Annotated in this window: 15 protein-coding genes; 7 read left to right on the top strand and 8 right to left on the bottom strand. The window is 42.9% G+C overall.

Annotation, left to right across the window (positions count from 1 at the left end):
• Positions 1 to 197 precede the first annotated feature (197 nt).
• The gene (ppx, locus tag D9T12_RS10550) at positions 198 to 1,778 is read left to right on the top strand and encodes an exopolyphosphatase (RefSeq protein ID WP_130538135.1); all 1,581 of its coding nucleotides are present in this window, start codon (positions 198 to 200) and stop codon (positions 1,776 to 1,778) included.
• Between the two features lie 114 nt (positions 1,779 to 1,892).
• On the opposite strand, the gene D9T12_RS10555 is transcribed toward ppx, so the two are convergent.
• Together D9T12_RS10555 and D9T12_RS10560 are read right to left on the bottom strand one after the other, a co-directional pair.
• Positions 1,893 to 2,996 carry a flavodoxin domain-containing protein gene (locus tag D9T12_RS10555; RefSeq protein ID WP_130538136.1) on the bottom strand — a complete coding sequence of 368 codons (1,104 nt, stop codon included), beginning with the start codon at positions 2,994 to 2,996 and terminating at the stop codon, positions 1,893 to 1,895.
• Positions 2,997 to 3,149: 153 nt separating this feature from the next.
• Positions 3,150 to 3,707 (bottom strand): hypothetical protein, encoded by a 558-nt coding sequence (locus D9T12_RS10560; RefSeq protein WP_130538137.1) that lies wholly within the window; start codon positions 3,705 to 3,707, stop codon positions 3,150 to 3,152.
• Between the two features lie 217 nt (positions 3,708 to 3,924).
• Between D9T12_RS10560 and nfo the strand changes: the two genes are divergently transcribed.
• The 4 genes from nfo (at position 3,925) to D9T12_RS10580 (ending at position 6,979) form a co-directional block, all read left to right on the top strand.
• Positions 3,925 to 4,773, top strand: a complete 849-nt coding sequence (gene nfo / locus D9T12_RS10565) for a deoxyribonuclease IV (protein WP_130538138.1) — start codon at positions 3,925 to 3,927, stop codon at positions 4,771 to 4,773.
• Between the two features lie 208 nt (positions 4,774 to 4,981).
• The gene (pyrE, locus tag D9T12_RS10570) at positions 4,982 to 5,620 is read left to right on the top strand and encodes an orotate phosphoribosyltransferase (RefSeq protein ID WP_130538139.1); all 639 of its coding nucleotides are present in this window, start codon (positions 4,982 to 4,984) and stop codon (positions 5,618 to 5,620) included.
• 50 nt (positions 5,621 to 5,670) lie between these two features.
• Positions 5,671 to 6,180 carry a phosphohistidine phosphatase SixA gene (gene sixA, locus D9T12_RS10575; RefSeq protein WP_130538140.1) on the top strand — a complete coding sequence of 170 codons (510 nt, stop codon included), beginning with the start codon at positions 5,671 to 5,673 and terminating at the stop codon, positions 6,178 to 6,180.
• Between the two features lie 160 nt (positions 6,181 to 6,340).
• Entirely contained in the window at positions 6,341 to 6,979 is a 639-nt protein-coding gene (locus tag D9T12_RS10580; protein WP_130538141.1) for an OmpA family protein, read from the top strand.
• A 183-nt stretch (positions 6,980 to 7,162) separates the two neighbouring features.
• Here D9T12_RS10580 and D9T12_RS10585 read toward each other — a convergent pair whose 3' ends face one another.
• The 4 genes from D9T12_RS10585 to D9T12_RS10600 all read right to left on the bottom strand — a co-directional run bounded on the left by D9T12_RS10585 (position 7,163) and on the right by D9T12_RS10600 (position 10,352).
• Complete coding sequence (locus tag D9T12_RS10585; RefSeq protein ID WP_130538142.1) at positions 7,163 to 7,927, bottom strand: sulfite exporter TauE/SafE family protein; 765 nt, start codon at positions 7,925 to 7,927, stop codon at positions 7,163 to 7,165.
• Positions 7,928 to 8,036: 109 nt separating this feature from the next.
• Positions 8,037 to 8,861 (bottom strand): mechanosensitive ion channel family protein, encoded by an 825-nt coding sequence (locus D9T12_RS10590; protein ID WP_206199097.1) that lies wholly within the window; start codon positions 8,859 to 8,861, stop codon positions 8,037 to 8,039.
• A gap of 87 nt (positions 8,862 to 8,948) precedes the next feature.
• Positions 8,949 to 9,863, bottom strand: a complete 915-nt coding sequence (argB, locus tag D9T12_RS10595) for an acetylglutamate kinase (RefSeq protein WP_130538143.1) — start codon at positions 9,861 to 9,863, stop codon at positions 8,949 to 8,951.
• A 3-nt stretch (positions 9,864 to 9,866) separates the two neighbouring features.
• On the bottom strand, positions 9,867 to 10,352 hold the full coding sequence (locus D9T12_RS10600) for a YajQ family cyclic di-GMP-binding protein (RefSeq protein ID WP_130538144.1): 486 nt from the start codon (positions 10,350 to 10,352) through the stop codon (positions 9,867 to 9,869).
• A gap of 59 nt (positions 10,353 to 10,411) precedes the next feature.
• Here D9T12_RS10600 and D9T12_RS10605 point away from each other — a divergent pair, with 59 nt between their 5' ends.
• Positions 10,412 to 11,596 (top strand): aminotransferase class I/II-fold pyridoxal phosphate-dependent enzyme, encoded by a 1,185-nt coding sequence (locus tag D9T12_RS10605; RefSeq protein WP_130538145.1) that lies wholly within the window; start codon positions 10,412 to 10,414, stop codon positions 11,594 to 11,596.
• A 45-nt stretch (positions 11,597 to 11,641) separates the two neighbouring features.
• Here D9T12_RS10605 and D9T12_RS10610 read toward each other — a convergent pair whose 3' ends face one another.
• Positions 11,642 to 14,353: a cation-translocating P-type ATPase gene (locus D9T12_RS10610; protein WP_130538146.1), complete on the bottom strand. Its 2,712-nt coding sequence runs from the start codon at positions 14,351 to 14,353 to the stop codon at positions 11,642 to 11,644.
• 3 nt (positions 14,354 to 14,356) lie between these two features.
• Positions 14,357 to 15,127, bottom strand: a complete 771-nt coding sequence (locus tag D9T12_RS10615) for a universal stress protein (protein WP_240693181.1) — start codon at positions 15,125 to 15,127, stop codon at positions 14,357 to 14,359.
• 358 nt (positions 15,128 to 15,485) lie between these two features.
• Between D9T12_RS10615 and D9T12_RS10620 the strand changes: the two genes are divergently transcribed.
• Entirely contained in the window at positions 15,486 to 16,847 is a 1,362-nt protein-coding gene (locus D9T12_RS10620; protein ID WP_130538148.1) for a V-type ATP synthase subunit B, read from the top strand.
• Position 16,848 lies beyond the last annotated feature (1 nt).

Raw genomic sequence — 16,848 nt, forward strand, 5'->3', positions numbered from 1 at the left:
GTCGTTCCAGTACTCTGGCAAAGTTTTTTTGCCGGAGTCTGCAAAAAACTCTGTCAACTTTATACGTAACATTGCGAGTATTTTTACTCGAAATCCTGTTTTCAGACAAAAAATCAGGTTTCCTCACACAGAAAAAGCAAAAAAAGCGCTAAACTTAGCGACCATTAATTTTGCCTTTCATGAATGGAATGCGGTTTATGCCCAATACACAGACTTCAACCATAACGTCCGATACCCTTCAGACATCCTTTGCACTTTCACCTGAATCCATTGGAATCAGTCCTAAAGAAGATGCGTTCTATGCAGCGATAGATTTAGGCTCCAATAGCTTTCACATGATTGTGGCTCGACAAACTCACGGGCAAGTGCAAATAGTCGATAAACACAAGGAAATGGTTCGTTTACGGGCCGGCCTCGATTCAAAAAACAATCTCACCGTGAGTGCTTTTGAACATGGCATTGCCTGCCTAGAACGTTTTGGCCAACGCATAAAAGATATTCCGGCTGAAAATATTCGTGCCGTAGGTACCAACACTTTGCGAAATGCAAAAAACAGCAGAGAGTTCCTTGCTCAAGCAAGAAAAGCGCTCGGCCACAGCATTCAAATTATTGCCGGCCAAGAAGAGGCTCGTCTAATTTATCTAGGGGTTGCTCATGGCTTACCAAAAAGTGATGAACAACGCCTAGTCATGGATATTGGCGGTGGCAGTACCGAATACATTATCGGTAAAGGCATTCAAAACAGTCATTTGACCTCGACCGAAATGGGTTGCGTATCCATGACTCAAGCATTTTTTGATAATGACCAAATCACGCTTGAGAAAATGGCTGACGCCATTACCAAATGTCGTCAAATTCTTCGCCCCCATGTTCAGCAACTCAAGCAACAGAGCTGGGATTGCGCTTTCGGCGCCTCAGGAACCATTAAAGCTATTGGTCAAATCTTGGAACAGAATCAATGGAGTGAAGGTGGCATTACATTTACCGGCCTGCAAAAGCTCACAGATAAGCTGATTGCCGCTGGCGGCTGTGAAACCGCCAAAATAGAAGGATTAAAAGACGAGCGAAAACCGGTTTTAGCCGGAGGTTTAGCAATTTTAATGGCAACTTTTATGGAACTTGAAATTGATGTCATGCAAGTTTCTGCCAACGCTCTACGCGAAGGTTTGATTTACGACACACTTGGTCGACTCTATGCCGATGATGCGCGTAATAGTAGCGTACGAGCTTTGCAAAAATGGATGCGAGTGGACGAAGCGCATGGTGAACAGGTTGCGCAAACCGCCCTTTCGCTTTTTAAACAATCTCATAATGTTTGGCGCCTGCATGGTTCGGACTATAACTTTGCGCAGTTGCTCACTTGGGCAAGTCAGCTTTACGAATGTGGTAAAGCAATCAGCTATAAACGCTACCGCCATCACAGTGCCTATTTAATTTACCAATCAGAACTAGCCGGTTTCGACCAGCAAGAGAAACAAATTCTTAGCCTGTTGACGCTTCATCATCGCGGTAAATTCAATCGAAATTTATTCTCAGAATTTGACGAAGAACTGGCTCAACAACTGACCTATTTGACGTTGATTTTGCGTCTTGCCACACGAATTCATCGAGGTCGAGACCAAAACACACCAGAGCCAACACTCGTGATTATGGATAATGACCAGATTCACCTTGAATTTGAAAATAATTGGCTGGAAGAACATCCTCTCAGTCGATTGGATTTAGAAACCGAAGCCAAAAACTTGGCTGATGCAGGATTTGAGCTAACTCTGTGTTAAAAGCAGGACTCTATTCATGAGGTTTATTCATACTGTTCGCTTTGCGATGGCCTTTCATGGTTATCGCAAAGCGTGTAGTACGAATAAACTAATACAACCTTTTACCTAAGCGGGCTAATACACATCCATTTGAATACGCTTTTCTCTGCGCATTTGTTGCCAGTAATTCTCGGCTTCCGTTTCTGTCAAATTGAGCTTTTCAGCAAACCATTCTTGCCATAAGGCTTGCACCGCCACCGCCATTTTATCTTGGCTGCCACACAAATAAACAAGTGCACCCTGTTGCCAACTTTCCCAAACTTTATCGGCATTTTGCTTGAGCACATCTTGCACATACGCTTTTGGTTCCACTCTGGAAAATGCAAAATCGACGTTTAAAAACCCCTTATTTTTCCAAGCATTCAATTTTTCACAATGCAAGCATGTTTTTTCTGGATCTGTTTCACCAAAAAACAGCCAATTGTCGGTTGCTTGGTTGGCAACACGCTGTTCCATAAACCCTAGAAATGGCGCTAAACCTGTGCCACTAGCAATCATAATAATCGGAGAATCCTTACCGGCCGGTAACTTAAAGGTAGGATTAGATTTAATATCAATCGTCAAAACTTTACCGGCCGGTTGATTCGCCAACCAATTCGACACAACCCCTAAACGAGTCCGTCCAGAAGATTGATATTCAACGCGGCGATACAGAAGTCTTAACGGTGACAGTGATGAAGCAACGTCGTGAGTATTGGCACTCGCTATCGAGTAATAACGGGGAGCCAAAGGTGAAAGCAACTGCAAAAAGTCAGCACCCAAACGTTGTATTTCTGGAATATCTTCAAGTAAATCAACTACATCTTTTCCTTGCGCATAGTCCATCATCGCTGCACGATCTGACCAGCGATCCAACCCAATCTGAAACTGGCGTTGCAGTTTATTGAGAATCGCAGGGTTAAGTTGTGTAATTTCTAAACTCTCGACTAAAGCTTTACCGGCCGGTAAGTTTCCAAAACGTTTCAGCTCCACCTCGGCTTTGGAATCAATCTTCAATAAGGCTAAAACTTTCTCAACCAAACTATCAGGATTTAAGCCTGAAACCAACGCCCAATCACCTGGTTGATAATCAAATGCATGAGTCTCATTTAATGGAACCAACTCAATTGAAAAAATATCTTTGTCCGCTTGCGGCGTGAGTTGTTGATTCGATTGAATTTTGGCGAGAACAGCTGTCATAACAACATCCAACAAATTTAAGTATCGCTATGCTACCAAAATTTAGGAAATGAATACTTTGAAAGAGTGACAAACTTATGACAGCAAGCTGAGTTAACACAGCTTGCAATAGAGGAAATGAGGCAATAATAGCAAAACTACTGAAAGGACGTCTTAGGCACCCATCATGCGCTGCAAGAGTGTTGACGCTAAAGGCGATAACGCGACCAAAGTCACTGCTGAAGCCAGACCTGCAATAATCCCCACAGCGGCATTTTGTAAAACCGGCCCTCGATTAATATCCAAAGCACTCATCTGCTTTTCCATCGCAGAAAAAATCTTTACTTGCTTATTCATCAAACCATTTAGCGTGTGAATTTGCTTAAAGAGAAGTTGTTGCTCTTTTTCAATTTCAGAACGTGACTGCAAAGATTGCACTTTCACCTGTTGCAATTGACGATTTAAATCGCCCATAGTTGCATCCATCTGCTTAACGAGGCTTTGTAAAGATTCTTTATCTTGCTGAACCCACTCCAGTTCAGACGGCACAAAACTTTGACGAGGCATATCATTCATCATATCGTCATCAATATCCATATCACGGTGATAACCTCCTGATCTGGACGTTTGCGCGGAACCTCGTTTTAATGCCTGTTCCAACAAAGACCCCTGACTTCCACCCATTCGACTTTTTGATGCCAATGGTTCAACAGTTCTTAAATCAATCGCCATAACAAATTCCTCTTTATTTGCCCTAAGTTTCGTCTCTGCTGAGTCAAAATTTCCAACAGTTCAAATTTATTTGAGAGGGTTAAAACAGAATCTGTGCCAACTATTCACTTCCTCTTAATTTTTCCAAAAACCTTATGCAAGCTCACCCTTAAAAATCATAAGTTGGTACAATAAGCCACAATTTGTATCCGAACATTAAAAGAGACAGACAGCCTAAATGAAATACATTGGAGCCCATGTTTCAGCTGCCGGAGGAGTCGAAAACGCCCCCATCCGCGCTCACGAAATCGGTGCGACGGCCTTCGCACTCTTTACCAAAAATCAACGGCAATGGAAAGCCAAACCCCTCACCGATAAAAGCATTCGTGAATTTAAAGCCAACTGTCAAAAATTTGGCTTTGGGCCCGATCAAATCCTACCCCATGACAGCTACTTGATTAATCTTGGGCATCCAGAGCCAGAAAAACGTCAAAAATCCTTAGATGCTTTTATTGATGAACTGGAACGCTGTGAATTACTTGGTATTAGACGTTTAAATTTTCACCCAGGCAGCCATCTAAGGGAAATTTCTGAAACGGATTGCTTGGACTACATCGCTGAATCCATTAATGAAGCCCTTCAACAAACAAACGATGTGATCGCTGTACTCGAAAATACCGCTGGGCAAGGTTCTAACCTTGGTCATCGTCATGAACAGTTGGCACACATCATAGAAAAAGTAGAAGATAAATCTCGAATTGGTGTCTGCTTTGATACCTGTCACGCTTATGCCGGTGGTTATGACTTAAAAAACGACTACGAGGGCGTAATGCAAGATTTCAGCGATGTCATTGGTTTTAAATACCTACAAGGTATGCATTTAAATGACTCCAAAGCAACGTTAGGTCAAAGAGTTGATCGCCACCATAGCCTTGGCGAAGGTGAAATCGGCTGGCAATGTTTTGAAAAAATCATGCAAGACCCTCGCATCGATAATATCCCCCTGACGTTAGAAACCATAGAACCAAACATCTGGCCAGAAGAGATTGCTCAGCTTAAAACCTTTGCAGGAATCAGTTCGACTTAAATGCTTCAACATCTCAATATCATTAAGTCCTGTCAAAAGCACGCATGTCGCTATTGGCTATGAATTATTTCCTTAAGGAACCTCTGATTGAATCGAAGAATTTGACGAACAGTTTTAATTTTCTGAAGCGCCAGATTAAAAAGATTAATTGCTAGAATTCTGCACAAAGATTAACATTAACCGACTTGTAAAAAGGATCCCTCAACCAATGGATAAAAATCAATTTATCGATTTCGTCATGAATACCGGCGTTTTAAAGCTTGGCGAATTCACTCTAAAATCTGGTCGAAAAAGCCCATATTTTTTCAACGCAGGTTTGTTTAATACCGGACAAGAAATGGCCACCCTTTCACAAGGTTATGCCGGCGCCATTGCCAACTCTGGCATTGAATTTGACGTCCTATTTGGTCCAGCTTATAAAGGCATTCCGCTAGCGGCAACCACAGCGGTCTCACTTGCTCGTGACTTTGACTTGGATACACCTTATGCTTTCAATCGCAAAGAAGCAAAAGATCACGGTGAAGGTGGAAACATTGTTGGTGCACCACTGACGGGTAAAGTGCTGATTATTGATGATGTCATCACAGCTGGTACGGCAATTCGCGAAGCCATTGATATAATCACCTCAAATGGCGCAGAGCCAGCCGGAGTAGTAATCGCTCTGGACCGTATGGAAAAAGGTCAAAATGAACTGTCTGCCATTCAAGAAGTCGAAAAAGAATATGGTATTCCAGTGGTTTCAATTATTGATTTAAATGACATTATCGCTTACCTCGAGAAAAGTGATGAAGGTACTCGTTATTTAGACGCAATGAAAAGCTACCGTTCTGAGTACGGAATTGGTTAACTATTGACCGGCCGGTGAATAATCGGCCGTAAATTTATGAGGATCTTGCCTTGACGCATAAATTACGCGAATTGATTTTGCTCCGTCATGCGAAATCGGATTGGAAAGATGAGGACCATTCGGATATTGAACGGCCAATTTCATCCAAAGGAAAAAAGCAAGCGTCCAAAGTCGCCAAATGGCTTCAAGACAATGCACTAACCCCCGATTTAATTCTAGTTTCCCCTGCGAAGCGTGCGCAACAGACCTTTCGAAGAATCTGCAAAGAATGCCCTTCTGAATTTCAGACTCTTGATGAACTCTATTTAGCAGAACTCGACACTCTAAAACAAGTACTGGCAAACATCGACAATGTTCACCGAGTAATGATTATTGGCCACAATCCAGGCTTGGAACAGTTATACCGTTTTTTACTCCACCAAGATCCCAATCATGATACACAACTTTTCCCGACTGCTTCCATTGCGCATTTTATCCTTCCGGGTAGCTGGCAAAATTTAGAATCGGGTGACGGAAAGCTCCAGCAATTTATTCGCCCTAAAGATATTTCTCAGAAATGAATGTTTGGCTCTTTCCCATAGAAAACCTATTTATTAACAAGTTTTTAAAGTACTTTAAAATTTAAGCACTTTAGTAATCTATGCTACTATTTACGCGTATTTAATCATCCATATCCACAACATCAAATTGATGTTTTGTCTTAATATTTGAGGGGAACTTATGAAAAAGACATTTCTACCAATGGTCGCGATGGCGACACTTTCTGTAGCGGCATTCAACACACAAGCTGCTGATATTCCATCGGCAGGTTCAACCGCTTATGTCATCGATAAAGATGGCGATGTGGTTCGTGACCGCTGGGGTCGTTGTGTTCGTTCAATTGACTGGACTGTTGAAACATCCATTGATGCGTGCGAAGGTCGTACACCTAAGCCAGCACCAGTAGTTGCAGCCCCAGAACCAAAACCAATGCCGGTTATCGCACCAAAAGCACCTGTTGCAGAGCCAGCAGTTGTTCCAAATGTACCGGTTCAATTCCGAGGATTCTTTGATACTGATTCTTCTGAGCTAAAACCAGCCGCATTTGGTGACCTTGATACTTATGCAGACTACCTAAACCAAATGAACGACGCGTCTGTGAAAGTGACTGGTCATACAGATAGCCGTGGTGCTGAAAGTTATAACCAAAAACTATCTGAGCGTCGTGCAATGGCTGTCAAAAGTTACCTTGAAGAAAAAGGCATTGCCTCTGACCGTATCAATGCAAATGGTTCCGGTGAAACTCAACCTATTGCGAGCAACAAAACTGCAGAAGGTCGCGCTGAAAACCGCCGCGTAGAGGTTGAAATTGTTAAATAAGTAACGATTTCAAAACCTTTTAAGAGGTTGAAATCATTAAGCAATTAATGATTCCAAAACCTTTTAAGAAGCTGAATTTGTTTAGTTAACAAGCTTACTTCAATAAAAAAACCGCCTATTAGGCGGTTTTTTTATTCACATGGGATATCTATATTTACCGGCCGGTATACATCTTTTTATAGACTAACTCATTGCTTTTAACATCAAACTCACTCCAACCAAAATTGTCACAATTTCAAAGGCGCGTTTGACTAACTTATTTCCTTTAACAATGGCAAAGTGAGCACCAAGATAGCCGCCAATCAGAGAACCTAAAATCAACGCTGGCAACCAAGACCATTCTATTTCACCTAAAATCCCTAGAGTCAGAGCTCCTGATCCATTCCAAAAAATACCCACCAAAACCAAAGTGTAAGCAACGGCTGATTTGTAGTCTAAGCCAAACCAACGGACTAACCAAAGCGTCACAAACAAACCTGTGCCAGAGGTTAAAGAACCGTTTAATCCACCAATGACAAATAACACTAAACCACCCAATAGATAACCTCTGAGATCGCGGTTAGCCGCTTCAGTTATCTGTCCAAGCCCAGGTTTAAACCAAGAATACAAGCCGAGACCCAAAGTGAGTAAACCTAAAAGCCCCTGTGACACTCGATCATCCACTTGAAGAATAATGCTAGCGCCTAATACAACACCGGGCAATCCCATTGCCAATATAAAAGCCGAAAACTTCCAATCCAGTGTGGAAGACTTCATATGTCGAGCAGTGGCGCCAAGCCCTAAAAACACACTGGCAACTTTATGAGTTGCAAGCGCCACGCCAAATGGCAAGCCTAAAAACAACAGTGCCGGTAATTGCAACAGCCCTGCTCCACCACCCGCTAATGCCGAAAATAGATTAGCCACAAGAGAAATGACAAACAGTAAAAACTGATCAAAAAAATCCATTCATATCCTCAAAAACGCCTTTTCATTAGAATAAGTCGCCTTAAAATAAAAAAGGCACAGAGTTACGACAACCCCATGCCTTACACACCACTTTCTTTTTTAAGAAAATTTAGTCCGCTTTTGATTCCTGATGAACATGCACATCCATTTGAGGATAAGGAATTGAAATTCCTTCAGCATCAAATGCCGCTTTGACTTTTTCATTCATTTCCCACTTAACCTTCCAGTAATCACCAGATTTCACCCATGGTCGAACAATGAAATCAATACTGCTGGCACCCAATTCACCCAGTGCAATCACTGGCTCAGGTTCAGGAAGAATACGATCATCTTCTGCGACTAAACGCTGCAAAATTTCTTTGGCTTTTTTAATGTCATCGTCATAACCGATTCCAAAAACCATATCGACACGACGAGTTTCACGCGCAGAGTAGTTGGTAATTGAATCACTGTAAATGGAACCATTTGGCACAATGATTTCCTTGTTATCGCCAGTGCGGAACGTTGAACTGAAGATATTGATGGATTCCACTACACCCATAACACCGCCAGCTTCGACAAAATCACCACTTTTAAACGGTTTAAAGACTAACAGCATTACGCCAGCCGCAAAGTTCTGCATGGAACCCTGTAAAGCCAAACCAATTGCTAAACCAGCCGCACCAATCAATGCAACCAGAGATGTGGTGTCAACGCCTAATTGATCTAACGAAGCGACAATGACAAACAGTAATAAAATCGCACTGAGAATAGAGGTCACAAAATTGACCAACATTTCGTCCATTTTCCCAGAACGTTTCATCAGCTTTTTGACAAGTCCAACTACGAGTCGAACCACCATACGACCGACAATAAAAATAACGATGGCCAAAGAGATATTGATTCCCCAAGGAATCACATAATCATTCACCATCTGAGCTAAATCCAATTCCATTTACTATTCCTCTAATAAAATATAAGACACTAAAATAATTACTCAAAAGCCATGGAAAGGCAATAATTTTTAGACTCGCAAACGGTTTTATTCTGCAGTAATCAATGTCCCGACACCTTCATCGGTAAAGACTTCCAACATCACCGCATGTTCCACACGACCATCAACAATATGCGCGGCTTGCACACCGCACTCAACCGCATCTAGCGCACATCGAATTTTTGGCAACATCCCACCATAAATCGTTCCATCCGCGATTAAGGCATCAACACTTTGCGCGTTCAGACCCGTTAGCAATTCACCTTCTTTGTTTAATAAACCAGGCGTGTTCGTTAACAACATAAGCTTTTCAGCATTTAAAGCTTCGGCTACCTTTCCTGCAACTAAATCAGCATTGATATTGTAAGAATGACCATCTTTACCAACACCTACCGGTGCAATCACAGGAATAAAGTCATCTGAAATGAGCATTTCAATGACCTTGGTGTTGATCTTATCCACTTCACCCACATGACCAATATCAATAATTTCATCTTTTGACGCTTCAGGATCGGTTGGTTTCAAATGCAATTTCTTCGCGGAAATTAAATTACCGTCTTTCCCTGTCAAGCCAACAGAGTTTCCACCATGTTGATGAATCAGGTTCACGATTTCTTTATTGACCAATCCCCCTAATACCATTTCCACAATGTCCATGGTTTCAGTATCGGTGACGCGCATCCCTTGAATAAATTCTGATTCTTTACCAACACGCTCCAACAGGTTTCCAATTTGCGGCCCACCACCATGAACGACTACTGGGTTCATACCGACAAGTTTCATCAAAACAATATCTCGTGCAAAACCGGCTTTCAGTTTTTCATCGGTCATAGCGTTACCGCCATATTTCACCACAATCGTTTTACCTGAAAAACGTTGAATATAAGGCAAAGCCTCAGCTAATACGGACGCAATATTAGTAGCCTGTTCTTTATTTAAATTCATGGTCTGTTGTACTCGCATTGCTTAATCTCTAAAGTTGTTAAATTGCAACGGCATATCAATCTCTTCATTGCCACGCAAAAGCTGCATCACCGCCTGTAAATCATCACGTTTTTTCCCCGTGACACGCACACTTTCGCCTTGAATTTGCGCTTGTACCTTAAGCTTACTGTCTTTAATCAATTTGACAATTTTTTTGGCAATTGGCGCATCCAAACCTTCACGTAGGACAATATCTTGTTTCGCAGACTTTAACTGAACATTTGGATCTTTTTCCTCAACGCACTTAATATCAATACCGCGACGATTGGCTTTTTGAATCAAAATCTCAAACATCTGTTTCAACTGAAAATCTGATTCCGTACTCATTGTCACCGTAGTGTCATTCAACGTAAATTCAGACCCAGTCCCTTTAAAATCGTAGCGCGTCGTCACTTCCTTATTCGCTTGATCCACAGCATTCTGCAACTCATGCTTATCCAATTCCGACACAATATCAAAAGACGGCATTTGACCTCCAAATCAATTAAAATTCACAAACTCTTAATTCTATCACGAAGCCAAAACCTATGAGCCAACCGTTGCATCTACCAATTTCCAAAACCGCTGCCCAAATCGCTCCTTTTCGCGTTATGAAAATTCTTGGACAAGCCAAAGCACTTGAAACTCAAGGCCGCGACATCATTCACATGGAAATTGGCGAACCGGATTTTGCCTCTTTGCCTTGCGTGCATCAGGCCGCCATGCAAGCGGCTGAAAAAGGCATTACCCATTACACGCCAACTTTAGGTTTACCGGCGCTTCGAGAAAAACTCTCCGAGTTTTATCAAAACTTTTACAACGCAAAGATACCGGCCGGTAGAGTTGTGATTACCCCAGGTTCTTCTTCCGCATTACAACTTGTTTTGACCGCGATATTAAATCCAAACGATACCGTCTTAATGCCAGACCCTACCTACCCCTGTAATCGCCAATTTGTGGAGCTTCTACAAGCCAATGTAGAATCAATTCCGGTCGATGTGACCACCAATTACCAGTTGACCACCCAGCTTTTGGAAAAGCATTGGCAGCCCCACATCAAAGCGGTCATGGTCGCCAGTCCTGCGAATCCAACCGGCACTCTCATTGAGCAAGAAGAACTACTCAAAATGGCAAATTTCTTAGCTGAGAAAAATTGCTATTTTATTGTCGATGAAATCTATCAAGGTTTGGTTTATGACCGGCCGGCAGAGAGTATCTTGGGGCATGAAAAAACACCTGAAAATATCATTGTCATAAATTCTTTTTCCAAGTTTTTCGGAATGACAGGTTGGCGTTTAGGCTGGACAATCGCGCCAGCCCATTTAATCGACATTCTGGATCGACTTGGGCAGAATTTATATCTATCCGCGCCCACTCCTTCGCAATATGGTGCGCTCGCTGTTTTGGAACCCGAAGCATTAAGCGAGCTTGAAACCCGCCGGCAAACTTTTCAACACCGACGTGACCGTTTAATTTCAGCCATGCAAAACGCCGGTTTTAAGCTCAAAACTTTACCGGCCGGTGCCTTTTATATTTATTGGGATGTGTCTGCATTCACGGATGACTCCGAACAATTCTGTGCAGAACTTCTCGAACAAACCGGTGTCGCGATTACGCCCGGAACAGACTTTGGCAAATCTGGAGGCAAAACTCACGTTCGTCTAGCCTACACCAATAATCGAATTGAAGAAGCGGTCGAACGAATTGCACAGTTTACAAAACAACTTTCATAAAATACCGGCCGGTACAAAACAGTTTTTCTGCCGGCCGGTCAAGTTTCATGCGCGAGCATAATTTGCCCACTTATCACGCTGGCGTTTTTTGTACCATTCGTGATTCAGCAGCAACATAACGGGAAATGGAATCAGTAACAAAAGATATTCCAACGGCACAGTTGCCGTATTAAAAACGGTTTGTACCGGTGGTGCATACAAAATCAACAGCACAAAAAACACCTCAGTGCCAACACCAAACCAAATCATCTTGTTGGTGCCTTGCAAATTCCACAGAGAATCTTCCCAAGAACGCAATGTGAAAACATTCGCCATCTGACAAGTAATCGCGCCCAACAAAGTCATGGTCATCGCTTGTCGATGATATTCATCCGAAATATCCAAATCCCCATATTCCCAACCTGTGAGAAATAAAAAGCCGAGGAAGGCAAACATCGCGGCTCCAGCCTCAAACATTCCATTCATAAAATAACCACGCTTAAAGACTTCTCTATCTAAAATCTTTTCATCTTTGCCGACAGGTGGTCTTTTCATAATGTGTTTTTCAGGTTTTTCAGATCCTAACCCGAGACCAGGCAACTGGTCAGTCCCCAAGTCAATCAACAGAATTTGAATCACCGATAGCGGTAATGGAATCTTTAAGAAAAACGACAATATATAGGGAACAATTTCTGGGACATTAGAGCTCAGAATATAAGTCGTCAATTTCTTAATATTGAAATAAACCGTACGCCCCTCTTCGACAGCCGCCACAATCGATTTGAAGTTATCATCCAACAGTATCATGTCACCAGATTCTTTCGCCACATCGGTTCCAGACCCCATTGCAATGCCAATATCCGCCTTCTTCAGAGCAGGCGAATCATTCACGCCATCGCCAGTCATGGCAACGACCTCACCATTGTCCTGCAATAATTGCGCAATCCGCAGTTTTTGAGCAGAGGCCATTCGAGCAAACAACAAATGTTTGTCTCTAAGTTTGCCTCGCAATTGATCATCACCAAGATGATCTAGATCATGCCCCGTTAAAACCTCATCGATTTTCAAACCAACTTTTTCGCCAATTGCACGAGCAGTAATCGGGTTATCACCGGTAATCATCATGACGCGAATATGTGCCGAGTAACACTGTGCCACCGCTTCTTTGACGCCATTTCGCGGAGGGTCCATTAAACCAAGTAGACCAACAAACACTAAATCATTTTCACCATCACCGACTTTTGTGGCAATGGCCAAAACTCGATACGCTTGTGCTGCCATTTTTTCATTTTGACGGTTAATCTCTGCAATTTTGTCTGAATCCAACGGTTGAAGGCCACTGTCGCCTTGCCAGTGATTACACAAGGGCAAGACCGCCTCTAAAGCCCCTTTTACCGCTAAGCTTTCCTTATATTCACCGGCCGGTTTAACTAACGTGGACATCATTTTCCGCTCAGAGGAAAACGCGTACTCTTTCACCTTTTCCCAATCACCAAATTCTGCCTGTGCTTTTTGTGCAGCAACCAATAGTGCAATCTCGGTTGGGTCGCCAAATGAGGTTTTCGCTTTGTAATCAACTTGAGCATGGGTATTGATCGCTGCCAGTTGCAACACCCTTTGCAAAGTTGGAAAGGTCGTACTTTTCGATTCATGCGGTGATCGCCCCGGCTCTCCGGTAAATTGCCACTCGCCATCTTCATAATAGCCTTTTCCCGTAACCGAACAGCCGCAGCCATTGGGTAACCAAGCCGTTTGCACGGTCATTTCGTTTTGGGTCAAGGTTCCCGTCTTATCCGAGCAAATGACGGTGGCCGAACCCAAAGTTTCCACCGAGTTCAGGTTTTTAATCAAGGCTTGGCGACGCGCCATTCGCTGAGAAGCTAAAGACAGAGATAAGGTAATGGTCGGCAAGAGCCCTTCTGGAACATTTGCGACAATTAACGACAGTGCAAAAATCGCAGAAATTAATAACCCTCGATCTGAGAACCAACCCAATAAAAAGAAAACAACCCCGGCACCTAACGCCAATAAGGTCAGAATCTTGGTCATGTGCTTAATTTCTTTTTCGATCGGCGTTTCAGTTTTTCCAACCTCAGCGGTCATACGAGCAATTTTACCGAACTCAGTTGCTTCTCCTGTGGCAACCACCACCGCTAGACCATTCCCATTGGTAATCGCGGCACCGGCAAATACCATATTTTTGGCATCCAATTCACGGGTCGCATCACCATGGTTCAAATTTCGCAATGACGGCGTGGATTCACCATTCAGAACCGAAAGATTTAAATACAAATCATTCGATTCGAACAAAATCGCATCGGCTGCCACTTTATCGCCTTCACTCAAAATCAGAATATCACCCGGCACCACATCGCGCGCATCAATGGTCATTGTCTCGCCATCTCGCAAAACCATCGCTTCCGATTTAACTAGTTTTAATAAGGCCTCCATCGCTTTGTCGGCTTTAAACTTTTGCCAGAACGTGAAGGTTGCATTGATAAAAACCGCAGCGAATACCGCATATGCGAGGATGTCATTACCCTCTCCGGGTTGAAAATAGTGCGCTACCAGTGCTAACAGCCCTGCGACTTCCAGCAAAATAGGGAAAAAACTGATGTATTCTTTGAGATATTCAATTCGGTAATCTTTCTTTTTCGTCTGTGCAATTTGGTTGGGACCAAAGTCGCGTAAACGACGGTCAATTTCGCCATTATGCAACCCTTTCGGAGAGCTTTTGACCTCTGCAAAGACTTTTTCAATGGGCTGCTTAAATAACATTGCTCACCCCTTCCATGGATAGAAAACAATTGAATTGACGCTGCAGTGATCACCTATATCAGCGAGTTGCCTAGTGGGATAAACCCCAGAACGGATGACCAATAAGTCCATATTATTTTCGACAACATAGCGCTGTAATCCTTCTGCTCCCATCGGCTTTATCGCATTAATCACTTCAATATTTTCTTCTGAAATGCCCGCCATAATTGCTAGCTGCATAAAGGGGGCAGCCAGATATTTGAGCCCCGACTTGGTCGTCGCCTTGGCAAACCCTTTTTCCGAAGCCAGATAAATTCGACCATAACCGTCGCTATGCTTTAGCAGTCCTAACCAAAGAACAAACGTATGTGGATTGATTTGCTCTTTAGACACCAACATCAACCGGCCGGTACTTTTTACATGGGCGACATTTTTGATTTTCACCACTGCAATATCGGTCTCGATATCGGATTTAATAATATTTTCGCTGAATGAACGCAATTTGGAGTCTTGGCGTGTTGCACAAAATAGAGTGTCAACCGCGTAGAGTTGGCAAAAGTGTTGAAGCTGCTCAATGACATCGCCTTGCAACTCAATAAACTCAAACTCTACATTATGTGCTTCAGCAATTTCATGCAAACTTTCAACTGATTTTTGAACGCGTTCCTTTGATTCTTTACCGTTGTCTATAAATAGTGCCGTAAATGGCAAATTGACAGATTGGGCATAAGAGATCGCGTAGTAACTTGCTGACTCAGACAGCAAGGAACCATTAATCATGGAAACAACTTTCATCGTAACTCCAAAAAGCTCAATAAGAATACGTCTAAAAATAGCACTTAAACAAAAAACATACTAGTAAAAAAATCGTACAAATACGTAATGAAAAAAGAATTCATCGGGAGTGCGAAACAGACAAGAAAAGTTTGTGAATTCGCGAAGCGCGTATCTTGATTTCGATTATGTTGTTAGACATTAAATCGTTTTTTCAAAAAAAATATTTTTTTATGTCTAGATTCGTAAAATCAAATGGATATTCTATCTAACTGAACAAGCAAAAATACCTAGACGACTTTTTAGCTTATTTCATAACGATTGATTAGGGAACCTCTGATCGAATCAGAGTTTCTTTAGACTTCCAAGGGGAAAACCTGTGCTGGATAAACTGACACGCCACACGCAAGTGGTCGAGATCATCGGCGATATTATTAAGGTTAAAGCAGAAAATATTGCCTATGGCGACTTGGCCGTTGTCGAAAACCATGATGGCGAGCAATCCTTGGCCCAAGTTATTCGCCTAGAAGGCGATGTGGTTTCTATGCAGGTTTTCTCAGGTGCTCGAGGTCTATCAACCAAAGCACAAGTTCAATTTCTAGGCCACCCAATGCAGGCAACCTATTCACCCAATATTCTCGGCCGAGTATTTGGTGGCTCAGGAAAGGTTCTCGACAACGGACCATCCCTAAAGGCTGATCCTCAAGTTGATATAGGTGGGCCAACAGTCAACCCTGTTAAACGCGTTTTGCCAAGCAAAATGGTGCATACCAATATCCCAATGATTGATATGTTCAACAGCTTAGTGGAAAGTCAGAAGATTCCAATCTTTTCCATCGCCGGAGAACCCTATAACCAATTGCTGGCTCGTATCGGCATTCAGGCCGAAGCCGATATTGTAGTCTTTGCCGGTTTGGGTTTGATTTACGACGACTACCACTTTTTCCGAAAAACATTTGAAGACGAAGGTGTTTTTGCTCGAACCGTAATGTTTGTCAACCAAGCTTCCGACCCGATTGTAGAACGTCTATTGGTTCCGGATATGGCCTTGAAAGTGGCTGAACGCTTTGCGGTGGAAGAAGGCAAACGCGTATTGGTTTTAATGACCGATATGACCGCCTACGCCGACGCCATGAAAGAAATCGGTATTGCGATGGAATATGTTCCATCCAACCGAGGGTATCTGGGGGATTTATATTCACAGCTAGCCGTGCGCTATGAACGCGCTTGCGACTATCAAGGGGCTGGATCTGTGACCATTTTGACGGTCACCACCATGCCGGGGAATGATGTGACGCATCCAGTGCCAGACAATACCGGTTACATCACCGAAGGCCAGTTCTATTTGCATGACGGCATGCTCGATCCCTTTGGTTCGCTGTCACGCCTGAAACAGCAAGTCATCGGTAAGGTTACTCGTGAAGACCATTCTCAGCTAATGAATACCATGATCCGCTTTTACTCCAATGCCAAAGAGGCCGAGAAAAAACGCGCAATGGCGTTTGAGCTATCTGACTTCGATGAACGATGCTTGCAATTTGGAGAGCTCTTTACCGCTCATTTTATGGATATTGATGTGTCCTTACCGTTGAATGACGCGCTCGATCTTGGCTGGGAAATTCTTGCAGAGTGCTTCTCTCGCAATGAGTTATTAATGAAAGACGCTTTAATCGATAAATATTTCCCGGCCGGTAAAGAACCGGAAGCGCAACCGACCTTCGACAAAACTGGAACCAGCTGAT

This window comes from Thiomicrorhabdus indica (assembly GCF_004293625.1).
GTDB classification, from domain to species: Bacteria; Pseudomonadota; Gammaproteobacteria; order Thiomicrospirales; family Thiomicrospiraceae; genus Thiomicrorhabdus; species Thiomicrorhabdus indica.